The sequence below is a fragment of the Brevibacillus sp. AY1 genome, assembly GCF_029870785.1.
Lineage (GTDB): Bacteria > Bacillota > Bacilli > Brevibacillales > Brevibacillaceae > Brevibacillus > Brevibacillus invocatus.
Window position 1 is genome coordinate 1 of the sequence record NZ_JAFLPN010000105.1, and the last position, 1,147, is coordinate 1,147.

Below are 1,147 nucleotides of genomic sequence, written 5' to 3' on the forward strand. Positions count from 1 at the left end.
TGGGCCTAGGCTGACTCGAACAGCCGACCTCACGCTTATCAGGCGTGCGCTCTAACCAACTGAGCTATAGGCCCGTAACTGCTTGGACTTTTAATCTAGCACATATTTTTATTCATTGCAATAGAAATTCTCATCTTTTTTCTAAACTATTGTTCTCATAAAATTCTTGCGCTTTCGAGCCATAATAGAAGGCAATTAAGCCGATGTCATCTGTCGTAAAGAATGGACCTGTGTGGCTATCCTGAAGTGGTATTCGACTACAGCAAGACCTGACAAACTCCAATACCATGTAATAGTTATGACGACTCTGCATGGTTAAGGAGTGCGTGCTGCATGGGAAAACGCAAGAAAATCATTGTTGGGATCGCTTTTAACTCAAAAAAATTAAATCACAACCGCAAGAAGAGATTCTCAACGCGTTGGATTAAAAAACGCATGAAAATATTTATGAAGTATACGCGGAGGAGCTTGCAAAGGCAGACCAACCAGGATTTTGTTGCACTCGTAGAATATGAGGACCGGACCCGAAAGAAAATAAATAGACAGCTGCGTAAATACAGTAAACTCCCTAAAAATATTCGATTCGTTCCAAAAAGCTCCTATCAAAAAAGCATTATGAAGCGTCTAAAAGGATACCGTTATTTGTATTTGGTGCGTTTGGATTCAGATGACTTGTATCGCAGAAGCTATATCCACCAGTTGAAGAAACATCGCATTCGAAAAGGAACTTCAGCCATTATCAATCAGCACGGCTATATGTACGACTCGAAAAAGAGACGAATTGCCCCGATGTATGCAAAGTCACCGGCATTTTATACACTAATCTATAAAGTAAAAGACTATAAAAAGGGGAAACGGTATCGGCTTCGCGGGGGACACCCTGCTGTCATACGCCTGCGCCATGAAAAATTGCGCCGACGAAACTACGTACACATCATTCACTCAGGGAATACCACTAGCAAATTTCGTTCGAAGCGCAACAAGATCATAAACAAAAAACGCACCGTGAAGAATCGGCGCAAAGTGAAAAAAATCCTCTCTGCTTTTATGTGAAACATTGCATTGCTTAGCAGAAAATTAGAAAACTTGGCTACGCCAAGCTTTTGGCGGAGCCTTAGTTGCACTTATACTATCTTCCGCTAATCTT

At 41.4% G+C, this 1,147-nt stretch carries 1 protein-coding gene and 1 tRNA gene; one reads left to right on the plus strand and one right to left on the minus strand.

Annotated elements, in window-relative coordinates:
- Positions 1 to 74 (minus strand) — tRNA-Ile (locus JZI27_RS24885).
- Positions 75 to 333: 259 nt separating this feature from the next.
- Between JZI27_RS24885 and JZI27_RS24890 the strand changes: the two genes are divergently transcribed.
- Positions 334 to 1,053 (plus strand): glycosyltransferase, encoded by a 720-nt coding sequence (locus tag JZI27_RS24890; RefSeq protein WP_280209856.1) that lies wholly within the window; start codon positions 334 to 336, stop codon positions 1,051 to 1,053.
- Positions 1,054 to 1,147 lie beyond the last annotated feature (94 nt).

Excerpts from the sequence above, each read along its gene's own strand:
- JZI27_RS24890 (WP_280209856.1), top strand. The coding sequence starts at position 334 with ATGGGAAAACGCAAGAAAATCATTGTTGGGATCGCTTTTAACTCAAAA.